This is a genomic window from Alkalibacterium olivapovliticus (assembly GCF_003003275.1).
In the GTDB taxonomy this organism is placed as follows: domain Bacteria; phylum Bacillota; class Bacilli; order Lactobacillales; family Carnobacteriaceae_A; genus Alkalibacterium; species Alkalibacterium olivapovliticum.
This window is the reverse complement of record NZ_PVTO01000026.1, coordinates 1-17,294: the sequence shown is the minus strand read 5'-3', so window position 1 is coordinate 17,294 and position 17,294 is coordinate 1. Positions and strand designations below refer to the sequence as shown.

The 17,294-nt window shown below is 39.5% G+C and carries 16 protein-coding genes, 1 tRNA gene and 1 riboswitch; of the genes, 16 read left to right on the top strand and 1 reads right to left on the bottom strand.

Translation table 11 applies throughout. The annotated features are described in order from the left end of the window. The first annotated feature begins 89 nt into the window (after nt 1-89). The 12 genes from CLV38_RS10960 (at nt 90) to glnA (CLV38_RS10905) (ending at nt 14,383) form a co-directional block, all read left to right on the top strand. Nucleotides 90-839: a response regulator transcription factor gene (locus CLV38_RS10960; RefSeq protein ID WP_342751975.1), complete on the top strand. Its 750-nt coding sequence runs from the start codon at nt 90-92 to the stop codon at nt 837-839. A 5-nt stretch (nt 840-844) separates the two neighbouring features. Further along, entirely contained in the window at nt 845-2,671 is a 1,827-nt protein-coding gene (locus CLV38_RS10955) for a sensor histidine kinase (protein WP_106195480.1), read from the top strand. Nucleotides 2,672-2,756: 85 nt separating this feature from the next. Further along, nucleotides 2,757-2,875: riboswitch (FMN riboswitch) on the top strand. A gap of 169 nt (nt 2,876-3,044) precedes the next feature. Then, nucleotides 3,045-3,656 (top strand): ECF transporter S component, encoded by a 612-nt coding sequence (locus CLV38_RS10950; protein ID WP_106195477.1) that lies wholly within the window; start codon nt 3,045-3,047, stop codon nt 3,654-3,656. Between the two features lie 238 nt (nt 3,657-3,894). Then, nucleotides 3,895-4,950 carry a helix-turn-helix domain-containing protein gene (locus tag CLV38_RS10945; protein WP_106195473.1) on the top strand — a complete coding sequence of 352 codons (1,056 nt, stop codon included), beginning with the start codon at nt 3,895-3,897 and terminating at the stop codon, nt 4,948-4,950. Next, nucleotides 4,941-6,380 (top strand): RecQ family ATP-dependent DNA helicase, encoded by a 1,440-nt coding sequence (locus CLV38_RS10940; RefSeq protein ID WP_106195470.1) that lies wholly within the window; start codon nt 4,941-4,943, stop codon nt 6,378-6,380. The genes CLV38_RS10945 and CLV38_RS10940 overlap by 10 nt, the downstream gene beginning before the upstream one ends. 67 nt (nt 6,381-6,447) lie before the next feature. Beyond that, on the top strand, nt 6,448-7,113 hold the full coding sequence (locus CLV38_RS10935; protein ID WP_106195467.1) for an SAG1386/EF1546 family surface-associated protein: 666 nt from the start codon (nt 6,448-6,450) through the stop codon (nt 7,111-7,113). Between the two features lie 27 nt (nt 7,114-7,140). Beyond that, complete coding sequence (gene cmk / locus CLV38_RS10930) at nt 7,141-7,818, top strand: (d)CMP kinase (RefSeq protein ID WP_106195464.1); 678 nt, start codon at nt 7,141-7,143, stop codon at nt 7,816-7,818. Between the two features lie 98 nt (nt 7,819-7,916). Next, on the top strand, nt 7,917-9,311 hold the full coding sequence (gene rpsA / locus CLV38_RS10925) for a 30S ribosomal protein S1 (RefSeq protein ID WP_106195461.1): 1,395 nt from the start codon (nt 7,917-7,919) through the stop codon (nt 9,309-9,311). 112 nt (nt 9,312-9,423) lie between these two features. Continuing rightward, nucleotides 9,424-10,737, top strand: coding sequence for a ribosome biogenesis GTPase Der (der, locus tag CLV38_RS10920; RefSeq protein WP_106195458.1), 1,314 nt, complete (start codon nt 9,424-9,426; stop codon nt 10,735-10,737). A gap of 227 nt (nt 10,738-10,964) precedes the next feature. After that, nucleotides 10,965-11,240, top strand: coding sequence for an HU family DNA-binding protein (locus CLV38_RS10915; RefSeq protein ID WP_106195455.1), 276 nt, complete (start codon nt 10,965-10,967; stop codon nt 11,238-11,240). Nucleotides 11,241-11,455: 215 nt separating this feature from the next. Then, on the top strand, nt 11,456-12,796 hold the full coding sequence (glnA, locus tag CLV38_RS10910; RefSeq protein ID WP_106195452.1) for a type I glutamate--ammonia ligase: 1,341 nt from the start codon (nt 11,456-11,458) through the stop codon (nt 12,794-12,796). A 243-nt stretch (nt 12,797-13,039) separates the two neighbouring features. Next, nucleotides 13,040-14,383: a type I glutamate--ammonia ligase gene (gene glnA, locus CLV38_RS10905; protein ID WP_106195449.1), complete on the top strand. Its 1,344-nt coding sequence runs from the start codon at nt 13,040-13,042 to the stop codon at nt 14,381-14,383. Between the two features lie 98 nt (nt 14,384-14,481). Here glnA (CLV38_RS10905) and CLV38_RS10900 read toward each other — a convergent pair. After that, nucleotides 14,482-14,555: transfer RNA gene (locus CLV38_RS10900), tRNA-Arg, on the bottom strand. Between the two features lie 141 nt (nt 14,556-14,696). On the opposite strand from CLV38_RS10900, the gene CLV38_RS10895 reads away from it, so the two are divergent. The 4 genes from CLV38_RS10895 to CLV38_RS10880 all read left to right on the top strand — a co-directional run bounded on the left by CLV38_RS10895 (nt 14,697) and on the right by CLV38_RS10880 (nt 17,062). Next, nucleotides 14,697-15,134 (top strand): hypothetical protein, encoded by a 438-nt coding sequence (locus tag CLV38_RS10895; RefSeq protein WP_106195446.1) that lies wholly within the window; start codon nt 14,697-14,699, stop codon nt 15,132-15,134. Nucleotides 15,135-15,380: 246 nt separating this feature from the next. After that, entirely contained in the window at nt 15,381-15,938 is a 558-nt protein-coding gene (locus CLV38_RS10890) for a CDP-alcohol phosphatidyltransferase family protein (RefSeq protein WP_106195443.1), read from the top strand. Nucleotides 15,939-16,174: 236 nt separating this feature from the next. Then, entirely contained in the window at nt 16,175-16,615 is a 441-nt protein-coding gene (locus tag CLV38_RS10885; RefSeq protein ID WP_106195440.1) for a MarR family winged helix-turn-helix transcriptional regulator, read from the top strand. Nucleotides 16,616-16,705: 90 nt separating this feature from the next. Beyond that, nucleotides 16,706-17,062, top strand: coding sequence for a DUF2187 family protein (locus CLV38_RS10880; protein ID WP_106195437.1), 357 nt, complete (start codon nt 16,706-16,708; stop codon nt 17,060-17,062). The last annotated feature ends 232 nt before the right edge of the window (nt 17,063-17,294 follow it).

The window sequence follows — 17,294 nt, the reverse complement described above, 5'->3', positions numbered from 1 at the left end:
GGGCATGCTTTCGTTATAATAATACTCAAGAGATCACTGTCATTACGTGAAAGTGATAAACCCACTATGATTTAGAGGAGTGTCTTAAAGTGACCGAAGAGACTATTCAAGGGAACCAGAAAAAATTATTAGTCGTTGATGATGAAGACAGAATCAGACGGTTATTAAAAATGTATTTGGAAAAAGCGGATTATGATATAGACGAAGCTGAAAATGGTAGAATTGCGCTCGATATGGCAATGGAAAATGAATACGATCTTATTCTTTTAGATGTGATGATGCCTGAAATGGATGGTATTCAAGTAGCTGAAGAGATTAGAAAAGAAAAAGAAACACCTATTATGATGCTGACTGCAAAAGGAGAAGAATTAAATCGTATACAGGGGTTTGAAGTCGGTGTTGATGATTATATCGTCAAGCCATTTAGTCCCAGAGAAATTGTGCTGCGAGTAGCGGCAATCATTAAAAGAACGCGTTCTGCTTCCGGCGCATCAGATTTAGGTGGAGACGTTTCAGACACGCTGAAATTGCCGCATCTGGAAATCGATAATGATTCCAGGAGAGTTACTGCGGACGGAAAAACGGTAAATCTTACGCCTAAAGAGTATGATTTACTTCATTACCTTATGTCTGCTCCTGATCAGATATTTGGAAGAGAGCAGTTGCTTCGTGAAGTGTGGAAGTATGAGTTTTTCGGTGATTTGAGAACTGTTGATACTCATGTCAAACGCTTACGTGAGAAACTGAAGAAAGAATCAGATATTGCGGCTAAAATGATTGAAACCGTTTGGGGACTGGGTTACAAACTGAATTCATATCCTCATGAGGAAGAGGAGTAACCGTCATGAAAATTAATGTAGTCGCGATAAGAATCTGGCTCATTACTTTTGGGATCACACTATTCTCTTTTATTGCTACTACCTTTTTCTATGGTGTATTTTATTCCCAGCAAATTAAAGAAACGTTTATGAACGATTTTGAAGAAATCATAATGAATGTGGAACGCTTAGCCATTGCGGATCCACATTTTTTAATAGAAAGTATTGAACCCATCAATAATCTGCACTCCAGTATTCATTTTGCCATTTTAACTGAGCCGGATGAATATGAATCGCCAGAGGCATGGCTGTATCCTTTTCCATCTGATGTAATGGAAACTATGTTGAATAAGCCCGAAATCACTGAAAATTTCCAGCCGACTTCAGTCCCGTTATTTCTTCGGTCAGACGAGGATGATACGATGCGCTATAATATTCCATTTGTGTTTCGTGTCCTGCCACCTGAATCTGAAGAGGAAGAGTTGCTTTTGTATTCCTATGCGGATTTATCCTTTTTAATCGCTATTGAAAGGCGGATGGCTATTGTCATTTCTGCGTTGATTGGATTACACTTACTTATCGCGGCTTATTATTATATGTATCTCAAAAAGAATATATCAGAACCCATTAATGCAATGACAAATATAGCTTTTGACTTTGCACGGGATGATTTCAGCCACCAGCTGCCCATTGCCGGCCGGGATGATTTATCCGAATTGGCCATGGCAATGAATAAGATGGGGCATTCGCTGGAAACAAACCGAACAGTCGTCAAACAGGAGAAAGAACTGCTGTCTCACATCATGGACAATATTGAGACAGGAATACTCTATTATGATTCTGATTTGACCTTACTGCTGTCTAACCCTGTCGGAGATCTTTTCCTTACACAGTATCAGATAGAGCGGACAAATTTTTCTGAGGAAGAAGAATTTGTCAATCTAGGAGATGAACTGAGAAAAGTGATAAACGGAAAAAAAATCAGAGAATTTACGATTGAAATGGAAGAATCCTATCATCATGTAACGGTATTACCTTTAGTAGATGACTTGACCGAAGATTTACGTGGTGTACTAGTTTCTACCAGAGACTTGACTAAAGAACACAGGCTGGATAAGATGCGTGTCGATTTCATTAATAACATTTCGCACGAACTGAGAACGCCATTAGTTATGGTTCAAGGGTATAGTGAAGCCATACTTGATGATGTTGCAGAAAGTACCGAAGAGAAAAAAGAAATGGCCACAATCATCCGGGATGAATCGCAAAGAATGAACCGAATGGTGAATGAAATGCTGGATCTCTCTCGAATGGAAGCCGGCTATATTGAACTTCAGAAAACAGAAGTCAATTTAAACACGTATCTAAGAAGTCTCTTGTTTAGATTTGACAAGATGGCGAATGAATCGGAAATGTCTCTGCAACTGGACACTCCAAAAGAATCAGTCAACCTGGTGATGGATAAGGATAAAATGGATCAGGTTTTCGTGAACTTAATCAACAATGCTATAAGACACACTAGTATGACGGATAAAGATGAGCGAGTCGTGACGCTTCAGTTATTCAATGAGATCGATCTGAATGAAATAGTGATGGTAGTCAAAGATACAGGAACTGGTATTCCTGAAGATGATTTGCCTTACATTTTTGATCGATTCTTCAAGGCTGATAAATCAAGAAACAACTATTCGTTTAATGCGAATGGAACAGGAATTGGCCTGTCACTGGTTCAGAATATAGTTGAAGCTCATGAGGGATACATGGAAGTAGAGTCTGTATTAGGAAAAGGTGCATCCTTTATTATTCATTTACCAATCATGTCACTTCGAGACGAACTAACTGATCAAGATTGATTTGACCGATTGTTCACTAATTAACAATCGGTACTTGACCGTATTAAAAATATCTAGTATAATAATGACAGAATTTAATATTATGATTCATCTTCAGGGGCAGGGTGCAATTCCCTACCGGTGGTAATAGTCCACGAGCGATTTATTTTGCTGAACTGGTGTAACTCCAGTACCGACAGTACAGTCTGGATAAAGAAGATGGAGCACTTTGACTGAACCTTATTCTGTCTTTTTGCTCTGTTTGTGACCTGAAGTGGGGAACAAACAGAGCTTTTTATATACCCACTTCAAAATCAGACGACAGCCAAAGACAGTTAGAATCAGCCTACAGCGCTCACCCTATGCAGGATGAATCCTTTCAGGAGGATTTATTATGACAAGTAACAAGACAAAAAAACTGGTTGGAATCGCTATGCTGGCTTCTCTGGCGTGGGTTATCTCAATGATATCTTTTCCGGTTCTTCCGGGATCGCCTTTTTTAAAGATAGACTTTAGTGACCTGGCTGTATTATTCGGGATGTATATTTATGGACCTTTAGCAGGAGTCGCTATTGCCTTTATTCGCTCCTTGCTGTCCTACGCTCAAAAAGGGGGAGAGATGGGCTTCCCTATTGGAGATACGGCAGCTTTTATCGCCACACTCTCATACACACTTCCCCTCTATTTATATGTATCTAAAAGAGGTTTGGATGTCAAAAATAAAATTGCGGCTACTGCAATTGCCAGTACCTCATTGACTGTCATGATGTCACTTGCCAACTGGCTGTTTATCGCTCCGGCTTATATAGCAGTTATGGGCTTTAGTGTAGGGCCTATGAGAACTTACCTGCTGCTGGCTATTATCCCGTTCAACTACATCAAAGGCATACTGGTGTCGATCGTATTCTTTGTTGCCTTTGCCAAACTAAAAACTTGGCTTGATAAAACACGAAAAAAACAGAACCGAAAGAAAAATACTAACTATGCTGTAACCAACTCCAATTAAATGTTTATCACAGAAGTGCGTCAAAAAGTAGTCTTTTAAACTTAGGCCTTCAGCCTGAGAAAAGAGCCCTTTTGCTGATGCACTTTTTTTGCATTTATATTAATAAGGATTGGGCAGTTAACTAAATGACCAATCGAGCAAAATAGTCTATTATACCCTTAATTACACAACCCATTTGGTGTATTGTAAGGTAAAGAAAGTAAAGTTTAAATAAATCCTCAAGAGTTAGGGTGAAGGTATGACTAATGATTTTTTTCTTGACTACATAATTTTCTTGTTTACTCAACAAACGAGGGTGACACCTAAACAACTGGCATTAATTGCTTCGGGTAAGCGCACACCCTCAAATCTATTTACTGCAGAAAAAAACGAGTTGCAGGGGTTGTTTAATTCTCCCATACCGTATACAGAATCAGAATGGCGGCAGTACCTGAAGAGACTTTCGGAGACTGGAAATCTGATTGAGGATGGGGACTTTTTTCTAATATCAGCTAGTGGTCTGAAGAAGAAAAAGGAGGTAAAGCACCGGTATCCTTTTTTAAATGATATTCCCTCATTAGCTCATTCACAGACCAGAAAAGAATTTTGGAGCTGGTTTATATTTGTCAGTCAGATTATTTCTGAATTAAGTTACACTAACAGCCGCTATATTCCCTCTATCAGTGACTATTTCAGGCAAAGAGCAATCAAGAAATGGCTGGCTGACCAAGTGGCTGACAGACATAATCTGGTTGGGAAATGGGCAGAAGAGTTAACAGTATTTCTGACAGCTCTTCCTGAACGCTATCGCCATTTTTTGCTTGATCAGCTGACAGGACACGGAAGTGAAGGGTTGACGGAAAGGCAGCTTTGTCAGAAGTATGAAATGGATCCGATAGAAATTGGGATAAGCTTAAACCACCTGATGCAGGAGCTGTATGAAAAACGTGATGCATTTCCTTTATTTGACTCGCTTTGGATCGAAGTTCATTTATTCTGCCATGAAGGGTTAAGTGAAAGCGCCTGGAAGAGTATTCAGCTGCTGAATCGCGATTATACAATCGATCAAGTAGCAAGTATGAGAAAACTAAAGGAAAATACGATCAAAGAGCATATACTGGAAAATGTACTGGTGAACCCTTGTAACCCGATCCAGCAGTATATCCCTGAATCGATTTACATTTACTTAAAGGAGTCATTTAAAGAGAATGAAAATCTGACGTATCAAGACGTTAAAATACAGTCACAGACGGTGGAGTTCTTCTGGTTCAGATTAGTAGAGATTGAAAGATTAAGGGTGAAAAGATGTCAGTAAAACATAATGAGCAGGCTAAAGCTATTTTATTTGAAAAATTTGGATTTACTGAGTACAGGGAAGGGCAAGAGGAAGCAATCGCCTCTGCGCTGCAGGGAAACCATTCACTGGTCATGTTGCCGACAGGGACAGGGAAAACGCTGTGTTATCAATTGCCCTCCTATATTTTAGAAGGAACCACACTAATTATTTCACCTCTGCTCTCATTGATGGAAGATCAGGTTGAAAAGATGAAAAGCAACGGGGAAAAATCAGTAGTCGCTCTCAACAGTTTTTTGACTTACTCAGAAAAGAGCCAAATCTTGAAGCGTATAGCAGACTATAAATTTGTCTTTATCTCTCCCGAAATGCTTCAGCAGAGTTCTGTTATCGAGCGACTTAAATCTGTCATGATCGGACTGCTGGTTGTTGATGAGGCTCATTGCATATCACAGTGGGGGATGGATTTCAGGCCGGATTACCTGAAATTGGGGGAGGTCAAGAGTCGGCTGGGGAACCCACTGACCATGGCATTGACTGCCACAGCAGTCGACAAAGTAAGAGAGGAAATCATTAAGGTTCTTGATATTAAGGACAACTTAAACGAAGTGATCTACCCAGTCGATCGACCGTCTATTCAGTTAAGGATTAAACAGTGTCGTAACAATAAAGATGAGGAACTACTCAGTGCTTTAGATGAACTGAAAGGTCCTGGGATCATTTACTTTACCAGCAAAAGACTCGCTGATAAAACGGCAGAGCTGATACGCGCAGAGAAAGGAATTAGAGCAGAAAGTTACCACAGTGATTTGACGAAAGAAGACAAACGTAAAATACAATCTCAGTTTCTGGCTGATAAGCTGTCGATTATCTGTGCGACAAGTGCATTTGGGATGGGGATAGACAAGCCGGATATCCGATTTGTCATTCATTACCACCTGCCCGGAAGTCCTGAGATGTATCTACAAGAGATTGGAAGATGCAGCAGAGATAGAAAGGGTGGAGTGGCCTTGTTACTGTATGAAAAAGGTGATGAGGGTATTCAGATAAGACTGCAGCAGGACAGCCTTCCTGATAAAAACGAACTGAGTTTTGCTTATACCCATTCCGACAAACTAGTGCACCTCAAAGAAGACAGTAAAACAAACATTTCGCGCTATTTTATCAATCAGAAGATTCCATTGGAAGAAGCTTGGGAAAAAATCAGTGACTATCAGCTTAATAAACAGTATCAGCTGAGGACAATGATTGAATATGCCGTGTCAACTGGCTGTAGAAGAAAAATCTTACTGTCGTATTTTAATGAGGAAGTAGCTGTCAGACTGAACGGATGCTGCAGCAGCTGCACTGAATCACTGAGTCTGCCTTACAGTCCTATAGAACCCAAAAAAATAAAACAGAATTATGAAAAAATGTGGCAGGAAAAAGTAAATTTGTTATTTAATTTATAAAGGTAGTCCACTTGAGTAGGGATTCTATGATATAATTAGACTCGAATGGATCGAAAGGAGTATGAATATGAGTAAAAAAGATCGCGAATCAATGGAAGAGCTTTGGTCCAAACGTTTTGACGAAGAAGTGGACTATACAGATGATGAACCAATGTCCAGAAAAGCAAAACGAGAGAGAGAACAAAGTATTTCACCTATTTTAACTGTTATTGTTATTTTTTTGGCCTTATTAATTATATTACCTATTTCAGCGTATGCATGGTTTTCCAATAGAGGGGACCTTTCTGAAGACCCAACTTCACCATCGATCGAACAACCAATGGTCGTCAATGATGATGAAGAAGAGGAATTGGAAGAAGAGCCGGAAGAAGAGGAATTGGTTGAAGAGGAACCGGAAACAGAACCGGAGCCAGAACCAGAGCCAGAGCCAGAACCAGAACCAGAACCAGAACCAGAACCAGAACCAGAACAAACTGAGCCGCCTGCTTCAGAATCTGACAGTGCAGCAGATGAACAATCTTCACCTGAGGAAACACAACCACCAGCTCAAGAAGAGGAAAGTCAGCCTGAGCCAGAAGAACAAACTGGTGAAATGGAATATTACACAGTGAAAGCTGGAGATAATATGTACCGCGTTGCATTGAACCATGGCATGACGACTGAAGAATTGATGCAGTTAAATGGTCTTTCAGATATTACTGTATCTATAGGACAAGAATTACGCGTTAAATAAGAGACTAATAATGAAAGTGTGGTTTATATGACTGAAAATAATTTAACTATTGCCATCGATGGTCCTGCCTCTTCAGGGAAAAGTACAGTTGCAAAAAAAATCGCCGGCGACTTGAATTTGATTTATGTAGATACCGGGGCGATGTACCGGGCTCTTACTTACCAGGCACTGAAAAGCAATGTCAATATTAAAGACGAAAATGCCTTGATGAAACTGCTCCAGGATACAGATATTACTCTTCGTAAAGCTGGTGAAGGTCAGGCAGTCTATGTGAACGAAGTGGAAGTGACTAATGATATTCGTCAGAATAATGTGACGAATACGGTATCAATTGTTGCTGCCCATCCTCGTGTGAGAACTGAGATGGTCGTCAGACAGCAGAAGCTGGCAGAAAACACGGGTGTTGTTATGGATGGACGGGATATCGGGACAGTGGTTTTGCCAAAATCTGATGTCAAAATCTTTCTGGTGGCTAGTGTCATGGAGAGAGCCGAAAGAAGACATAAGGAAAATATTTCGAAGGGGATATTTTCAGACCTGGATCAATTGAAGAAAGATATTGCTGAAAGAGATTATAAAGATTCCACTCGCGAAACATCTCCACTCAAACAGGCAGATGATGCAATCAGAATCGATACTACGACATTATCTATTGAACAAGTGGTGGACAAAGTCAAACAGCTGATCATTTCACGCTCAAAATAAGCCGGTCTATTGCGCTGGAAATGTTTTAGTGGAAATTAAAATATATATTCGGTACAATTAATTGTGTAGAAATTATTGGTATTGGGAGGCATACAAAGATGACAGAAAAAGAAAATAGAAACGAGACAGAAGAACAGGAAGTTATAAATGAAGATGCCGTAGAAACGGCTAATGAACAAGTTGAGGTCAACACACCTGGTGATACATCTCCTGAAGATGTACTAGCAGAAAACGAAGATACTCAAGTTCAGCCAGCTGTGGAATCCGGAAACAACCAGTCCGAGTCTATGTCAGATGTAATGAGAGATGTCGTTGACATTACCCCCGGTGATTTAGTTAAAGGTGAAGTGCTGGTAATCGATAATGACAAGCAAGTCATTGTAGGATTAGGTGGCGGACAGGAAGGGATCATCCCTCCTAGAGAATTGGCTAACGAGCGCTTTGATCATCCGTCAGATATCGTAACAATTGGAGATATCATTGACGTTGTTGTTTTAAGAGATGTTAAAGATAAAGAACAGGGCAGTTTTGTTTTATCCAAAAAACGCGTTGATCAACGTAAAGTTTGGGAAGAACTGCAGGTTAAATTTGATAATAACGAAACAGTTGAAGCACCTGTATCAAGCGTTGTAAAAGGTGGATTGACGGTTGATCTTGGCGTAAGAGGATTCGTTCCAGCTTCTCAGATGGACACATCATTTATCAGTGATTTAAGTCAATTTGAAGGCCAGACCTATACGTTCAAAATCATTGAAATCGATCCAAACGAACGCCAGCTTATTCTTTCCCGTAAAGTTTTACTTGAAAAGGAACAGGCAGCTGAAAAAGAGAAAGCATTGGATAACCTAGAAGAAGGATCAGTGGTTTCTGGTGAAGTCGTTCGCCTGACTAACTTCGGTGCATTTGTAAACGTTGGTGGTGTTGACGGACTGGTTCACATTTCAGAAATCGCACATGAACGCATTGATCATCCTAAAGACAAATTGTCTAAAGGCGACAAAGTGGATGTTAAAATATTGAAAGTCGATAAGGAGCAGGAACGTATTTCATTATCGATCAAAGATACTTTGCCTGGGCCATGGGATAATGCTGAAGAAGAACTGGCACCTGGAACAGTCGTTAAAGGAATTGTTAAACGGGTTACTGACTTCGGTGCTTTTGTTGAAGTTAAACCTGGTGTGGAAGGCTTAGTGCATATTTCTGAAATGGCGCACAAGCACGTGGAAACACCTCATGAAATCGTAGGAAAAGACGAAGAAATTGAAGTGAAAGTTTTAAGCGTCAATCCTGAGGAACAACGTGTGTCATTAAGTATCAAAGCGTTGACTGAAGATACATCTCCAGAACCGGAGACTAAGTCAGCAGCACCTAAACAAGGAAAATCATCTATGAAAAAACCGGATCTTCGTGATGATGATGAAGATGGTGCGTTTACTTTAGGTGATCAGATCGGCGATCAGTTATCCGGCTTCCTGGATAATGACGACGAGTAAGTATCGAAATTAAATCGGTATAGTTTACCGCACCCAACTAAAGCAGGTACTGAGCCTGCCTTAGTTGGGTGTGACTATTTTAAGAAGAACAGTTTTGAGAGAAGGTATATGAATGACGAAACCGACAGTTGCTATAGTGGGAAGACCCAATGTAGGGAAATCCACAATCTTTAACCGTATTGTAGGAGAAAGAATATCTATAGTAGAAGATGTATCCGGGGTAACCCGCGACAGAATATATGCTGATGCCGAATGGCTGGGCAAAGAGTTTTCATTGATTGATACTGGTGGTATCACAATGGAAGATGAACCATTAAATGTACAGATCAGAAATCAGGCGCAAATCGCCATTGAAGAAGCAGATGTCATCATTATGCTGACTAGTGTCAGAGAAGGTGTGACAAATGCAGATGAACAAGTGGCACCGATATTGTTCAAATCCGGCAAACCTATCATACTGGCAGTCAACAAAGCGGATAATCCTGAACTGAGAACAGAAATTTACGAATTTTACTCTTTAGGGTTAGGCAATCCTTATCCTATTTCAGGATCTCACGGATTAGGATTAGGTGACGTTCTGGATGCTGTGATCAAGGAATTTCCTGACTCTACTGAAGAGGAATATGACGAATCGACCATCAAATTCAGTTTGATCGGTAGACCGAATGTAGGGAAATCAAGTCTGGTAAATGCAATCATTGGGGAAGAACGCGTAATTGTTTCTGATATTGCAGGAACGACACGAGAAGCAGTGGATACCCGGTTCGAAACGCAGGATGGCAGAGATTTTGTGATGATCGATACTGCTGGAATGAGAAAAAAAGGAAAAGTCTACGAGAATACCGAAAAATACAGCGTTCTTAGGGCTATGAGAGCCATTGAACGGTCTGATGTGGTCTTATGTGTCATCAATGCGGAAGAAGGCATTAGAGAGCAGGATAAGCGTGTTTTCGGTTATGCTCATGAAGCAGGTAAAGGGATTATCCTGGTAGTCAACAAATGGGATACTGTAGAGAAAGAAACGAACACAATGAAAGAGTTCGAAATGGACGTTAGAGATGAGTTCCAGTATCTAGCTTACGCTCCCATTCTATTTGTCTCTGCAATTTCCAAGAAGAGACTGCATTTATTGCCGGATAGGATCAGCGAAGTCTTTATGAACCGTAATTTACGTATTCAGTCTTCTATCCTGAATGATGTTGTTATGGACGCAGTGGCTACTAACCCGACACCGACTGATAAAGGACGACGATTAAAGATTTATTACACCACTCAAGTTGCCGTTTCACCTCCGACCTTTATTATTTTCGTAAACGATCCGGAACTACTGCACTTTTCTTATGCCAGATATCTGGAAAACAAATTCAGAGCGACTTTCAACTTCGAAGGAACACCCATTCGGATAATTCCACGCAGAAGAAAATAGTTTTCAATCGAATTTAACCGTTTTTTGACCTGGAACAATGGGGAATAAACCAAGAGATTTCTATAAAAGCATTGCAGTATCAAGGATTCTATGGTATCTTTTTAAATGAAATGTCAAGTTTAGACTATTTCACCCAATACATTCGAATACAAAAGAATGTTGTAAGATCGCATGATGATTATTTATCAGAATGCATCGATCTTCTTTTGAGGAGGTGAAAGAATACAATGGCAAATAAAGCAGAATTAATCGAAAAAGTAGCAGCTTCAGCTGACCTTACTAAAAAGGATGCAACTGCAGCAGTAGAAGCTGTTTTTGAAACAATTAAAGACACACTTGCTGACGGAGAAAAAGTTCAAGTAATTGGCTTTGGTAACTTTGAAGTTCGCGATCGTGCTGCACGTAAAGGACGTAATCCTCAAACTGGGGAAGAAATCCAGATCCCTGCAAGCAAAGTTCCAGCATTTAAAGCTGGTAAAGCATTGAAAGATGCGGTTAAATAAAAAGTGTATACTTTTATCTGTCGAGATCATCTGATCTCGGCTTTTTTTTATACTTAGAATCATGATTTAAACAAATCTTCTGGTCAGATAACAGATAACTTATAGACTTTTTAAATTATAAGGTCTCTTAATTGACATAGCCAGGAGATATTAGTACCCTTAATACTGAACAAAAAAAGCCATACGTATATGGCGAAAGGGATGATGATTGGACTATGTCCGCCAAGATAAAAGAGGCTATAAAAAAAGAAGCACAGGAAAAAAACGTCAGATTTTTACGCTTAATGTTCACAGATATTGATGGGGTAATAAAAAATGTGGAAGTGCCTGTCAGCCAGCTGGATAAAGTGATGTCTGACGAAATGGCATTTGATGGATCTTCGATCGACGGCTTTGTAGAAATCGATCAAAGCGATATGAAACTGCACCCTGACTTGGATACCTGGTTGATCTTTCCATGGGAACTAAAGAACAGTGACGGGAAAATTGCACGATTCATTTGTGATGTACACATGCCTGATGGAACTCCATTTGCAGGAGATCCAAGGAATAATTTAAAACGAGTTGTTGAAGACATGAAAGAGCTCGGATTCACTGCCTTTAATCTGGGTCCTGAACCGGAATTCTTCCTTTTTAAATTAGATGAAAACGGCAAACCAAGTAAAACTTTAAATGATAATGGCGGATATTTCGACTTAGCCCCTACGGACCTGGCAGAGAATTGTCGCCGGGATATCGTCCTTGAACTCGAAGCGCTTGGATTTGAAATTGAAGCGAGTCACCATGAAGTTGCTCCAGGCCAACATGAGATCGACTGGAAATATGCTGATGCAGTAGAAGCATGTGATAATATCCAGACTTTCAAGCTGATCGTCAAAACCGTAGCGAGAAAACATGGACTGCACGCAACTTTTATGCCTAAACCAATTGAAGATATCAGCGGATCAGGCATGCACTTTAATATGTCTCTTTTCAATGAAGATGGCAATGCTTTTTATAAAGAAAATTCAGAAGAAGGATTAAGCGATACAGCCTACCAGTTTATAGCAGGCCTTCTGGATCATGCTCAAGCGTATACTGCTGTAGTCAATCCGATCGTTAATTCCTATAAACGTTTAACTCCGGGATTTGAAGCTCCTGTCTATGTCGCCTGGTCAGGCACGAACAGATCCCCTCTGATACGTGTCCCCTCGTCTAGAGGAAATTCTACCAGAGTGGAACTAAGAAGCGTAGATCCTACCGCAAATCCTTACTTAGCCTTGGCAGTATTGCTTAAAGCTGGGTTGAAGGGGATATCGGAAGCTAAAAGTGCACCCAATCCCGTAAATAAAAACATTTACAATATGGATCAGATTGAGCGCAACGAAAACAATATTCAGTCACTTCCGAAGAATTTGTATGAGGCACTGGAAGCACTGAAAAAAGATGAAGTCATTAAATCAGGTCTTGGAGAACATATCTTCAGCAGATTTATAGCTGCCAAGGAGACAGACTGGGCGAACTTTGCCAAATCAGTTTCTCAATGGGAAACTGACCGCTACTTTGAATTGTATTAGTTATTAACAATACCACCTGAACTGGGCAAGTCACTTCTACGTGACTTCCTGTTCAGGTGGCTTCTTAATTTATGAAGCTTTTATCCGTTCAAACTTAATTATATTTAGAAAATTTCCTTAATTCATTTACTTATTAATTTTCAGTTGCACCCGGAATGACATAGTGGTACTATTCAAAAGTGCTTTTAATATCAACGATACAAAGAGCATTACAATAAGTGGTATAGATTGGGGAGAAAGATTATGACAGAAATGACGAGGGACAAAATAGTAAGGGATGTAAAGGACAACAATGTCCGCTTTTTACGCTTAATGTTTACTGATATTTTAGGTATCGTTAAGAATGTGGAAGTGCCAGTCAGTCAGTTAGATAAAGTATTAGACGGAAAAATGATGTTCGATGGCTCTTCTATTGAAGGATTTGTCCGTATACAAGAATCTGATATGTATCTTCAACCTGATTTTGATACATGGTTAGTGTTCACCTGGGAAACCGAATCATCGAAAAAAGGGCGTATAGCACGATTGATCTGTGATATCGTGAATCCTGATGGGACGCCATTTTTAGGGGATCCAAGAACTAATTTAAAACGTGTGATGGAAGAAGCAAGAGAAATGGGGTATACCTCTTTTAATCTTGGGCCAGAGCCTGAATTTTTCTTGTTTAAATTAGATGAAAATGATGAAGTCACTGAACGGTTAAATGACAATGGAGGGTATTTCGATCTGGCACCGACTGATTCAGCAGAAAACTGCCGTCGTGATATTGTCCTGGAACTTGAAGATCTTGGCTTTGAAATTGAAGCGAGTCACCATGAAGTCGCTCCAGGTCAACATGAAATCGACTGGAAGTATGCTGATGCAGTAGAAGCGTGTGACAATATTCAAACATTTAAACTGGTCGTTAAAACTGTAGCAAGAAAATATGGCCTGCACGCTACTTTTATGGCCAAACCATTATATGGTATCAACGGTTCGGGAATGCACTGCAATATGTCCTTATTCAAAGGAGAAGAAAATGCGTTCTATGATGAAAGTGATGAAAGAGAATTAAGCACTGAAGCCTACCAGTTCTTGTCTGGCTTACTTCACCATGCACCTGCATTCACAGCTATTACTAACCCGACGGTCAACTCATATAAGCGACTGGTACCGGGATATGAAGCACCTGTCTATATTGCATGGTCATGCAGTAACCGTACACCAATGATCCGTATCCCAGCGTCAAGAGGGTTGTCAACACGACTGGAAGTAAGATCAGTCGATCCGATGGCAAACCCATATCTTGCACTAGCAGCCATGCTTAAAGCAGGTCTTGATGGAATCAGAAATGAAATGACTCCGCCTGAAGAAACAAATGATAACATCTATGATATGGATGAATACGAATTAGATGAGCAGGGGATCCGTTCTCTTCCCACTAGTCTTCATAGTGCTTTAAAAGCTCTGAAGAGAAGTGAGGTTATTAAAGAATCATTAGGTAATCATATCTATACCAATTTTGTAAAATCAAAAATGATAGAATGGGACTCTTACAAAGCGGAAGTCAGCAAGTGGGAGAAAGAAAATTACTTACATTTATATTGATAAGAAGCGCCGGTCTCATAAGACCGGCGTTTTTTCATCATTTATGACACAAAAAAACGGTCAATCTGACTAATCAGATTGACCGTTTAAATTAGTGACGTTTCGGGAGGGATTCGAACCCCCGACCGTTCGCTTAGAAGGCGAATGCTCTATCCGGCTGAGCTACCGAAACTTTTTAACAACAGAACTTAGTATATAATGTTTTAAGTGAAAAGTCAACACATGAAATCAATTTGTTCCATAGCTATTAGTGGTTACTTTATCAAACCTTTGGTAGAATCATAGTGTACACAGTTTAAAGGAGGAATCGATCATGAAATTTGTATCAGCACATCAAAGCATAGAAGAATTTGTTTCGGAAGTCGAAAACTTGATTCAAAGTGGCGCCTTTCACGCTAATAATTTACTCGCACTCACACGTGAAGAACATGCCTCTGATTTAAAGTCTCTTGTTCCAGTAGAAATTGAAACAATTAGTGAAGAGGCATTTAAAGATAATGCACCACTTAACAATCATGGCCTGGACGATCACTCAGTAGAATTATATGATGATATACTGAGAAGAGGGGGGTACGTTTTGCTTGAAAAGGAAAACGGCAAGCAGCATGAAAGTAAGTCAGAAGAACGTACAGAAGATATCGGTCTGCACGCTCCCGGTTTCGGCGTAGACCCTGATGACCCACAGTCGGATGCTTCCAATCATGAAGATAATTTTAATCCGGATAATCCGAATCCTACTTCAAATAGATAAAATAGATACAGTAGTTAGTCAGCTTATTTTGCAGGTCATCACTCAATAAGCTGACTTTTCTATTTCTAAATTGCTATTGAGATAAAAATTAAGTATACTAAATTAGGATATTTTCAACAGGCTTGCTTATGAAATCTATTAATGCTTTTATAATCTGTTAGCCATTAAATGCGAGTTAAGAGAGCCTGAATAGTGATCTAGATATGTTAAGTGAGACGGTTTTACATATGGAGAGGAAGAACTCTTATGAATCGAAGAGATTGGGTTTCAATTCCAAATTTATTATCTTACTTCAGAATTTTACTTATTCCATTTTTTGTCTATGCCTATATAAATGCTGAGACCCAGAGAGAACACATATATGCTACAGGGATTTTAGTGTTATCAGGATTGACAGATGCCTTGGACGGCTTTATTGCAAGACGGTTTAATAAAGGAACTAAAATCGGACAGTTACTGGATCCAATAGCCGATAAACTGACTCAAGTATCTGTTGTGAGTGTCCTTATGCTGAAGTGGCCCGTATTCATTTTCCTTTTTATTTTATTCGTCATTAAAGAATCCTACATGTTTGTTGAGAACGTCCGATTGTACCGCAATAAAAAAACATTAGATGGATCGATATGGCATGGTAAGATTGCGACTATCGTTTTTTATTTTACAATGTTTATTGCGGTTGTTTTTCCTGCTCTGAGTGAACTGACACTAACTATTCTAGTTACTGTTGCCAGTGTGTTTCAAATAATAGCCTTTTATCACTATCATCAGTTGTTTAATGAATTGAATAAAAATAGCATAAAATAGAAATAGAGATTATGTTGGAGCTTTGATTGTGGTATTATATCGGAGTAGCAGAAATAAGGTTGAAAAAACGATGAATGTATGGTTAAGTTATTATTATATTTAATAAATGGATAAAAATGTAAGTTAATTGCATTAAAATAGATACTAATCGTATATTGATGTTTTGAAAATTTATGAAATTACTTTCAGACTAATCTGTTGAGAAGATGGTCTATACCAATAATGGTGGTGAGAATATGAATGATAACAAAGAAGAATTAAAGGCTTTGACAATATTGCTCAGAGCGTCATCAAGCGTTGAGAAAGTCGTGAAGAAAGACATGTCGTCTCACGGATTGAATGCAACTGAGTTTACTGTGCTTGAGCTATTATTCAATAAAGGAAGGCAGCCTATACAGATGATCGGAAAACAGATCCTTTTGGCCTCCAGCAGTATTACCTATGTTGTGGATCGCCTGGAAGAAAAGGGATTCGTTAATCGGATTGCAGATAAATTCGACAGACGAGTCACTTTCTGTGAACTGACAGATGAAGGCGACAAATTGATGCATGAGATATTTCCTAAACATGCCGAAAAAATAGCTGAACTATTTCAAGAATGTACACAGGAAGAAATTAAGGCTCTTCAGGTAACCTTGAAAAAAGTCGGATACAAAGCAGTTGATCTACTGTCATAAATCAATCTAAATCATCCTTCATTCGCTTTTAGTCTACTTTTATGGTACAATGATTAAAGGAGTATAAAATCTTAATGAAGAATTGAGGGGATGAAAGTGGCTAAAGAGGAAATCACTGCTGAAGTTCAACAATTAGTAGAAACAGAACTTCGTAAAGGTGCCAGTAACTCCCGAATTGCTAACTTATTGGATTTACCCTATAAAGAAGCAGTCGAAATTATTGAATCGATCAAAGAAGATTTAAGACCTGATGTTGGCGACGAAATAATATTTTCATTTCGTGATGAGCCGATGGAAGGCGTAATTGAAAAATTACTGACTAACAGCGCGATCGTTCGGATCAACTGGAACCATTCAGCCGAAAGAATGCATGATTTGGTTGAAGAAAAAACAGTTGTCAACTTTAAAGATATAGAAGGATTTAAAAATCAGCTGGATGAAGAATAACCGGCAGTTAAAGATAAACCATCCCATGATGGTTTATCTTTTTTATTGTGCGCCCGGCATGGGCGATAACTTGGTGGTGAAAGTCCACTACAGACTTGGCAGTAGGAACTGTTAGCGAAAGACAAGGGTGTCCGCCGTGAGGCGGAATCTGAAGGAAGTCGGACGCAAATGCTTGCACTGACGAACAGAAACTTCATACCAAGGCTTAATAGAACGGATGAGCTTGCAAGAC